Origin of the sequence: Roseburia sp. OM02-15 (genome assembly GCF_003481835.1) — a bacterium.
Lineage (GTDB): Bacteria > Bacillota > Clostridia > Lachnospirales > Lachnospiraceae > Eubacterium_I > Eubacterium_I ramulus_A.
In genome coordinates, this window is record NZ_QULX01000049.1 from 1 (window position 1) to 388 (window position 388).

The 388-nt window shown below is 43.3% G+C and carries 2 protein-coding genes; both read right to left on the reverse strand.

Going from position 1 to position 388, the window contains the following annotated elements; translation table 11 throughout:
• The coding region (locus DXB15_RS16720) for a helix-turn-helix domain-containing protein (protein WP_147589966.1) at positions 1-188 on the reverse strand (188 nt) is incomplete at its 3' end.
• On the reverse strand, positions 185-388 hold a 204-nt coding region (gene tnpA / locus DXB15_RS17405), incomplete at its 5' end, for an IS200/IS605 family transposase (RefSeq protein WP_243115689.1). The genes DXB15_RS16720 and tnpA, both read right to left, overlap by 4 nt.

Genomic DNA, 388 nt, shown 5'->3' on the forward strand with positions numbered 1-388 from the left:
TTCAAAAACGGATATTCTTTTTTATACATCGCCGGTGTATTCCGCAGCATCTTTTTCGACACTTTATATTCCCGTATCTTATCGCTCAGCATCTGGTTATACAGAAAACGGCAGCAGCCAAAGATCTTTGCAAGCAGGTTTTCCTGCTCTCTGGTTGGATATATCCGAAAACGATATGCCATGTTCATCGCTTTTTCTCCCCCTGTGTTTCAATATAGCTGCGAATAACCTCAATCGGTGCACCGCCCGCAGTCAACAGACAGAAACTCTGACTCCAGAATGCCCCCTTCCAGAGTTTTTCCCTGACCTGTGGATATTCTTTTTTCAACAGACGGCTGCTTGCACTTTTATACGCATTGATAAATTTACTGAGTTCTGATTTTGGCTG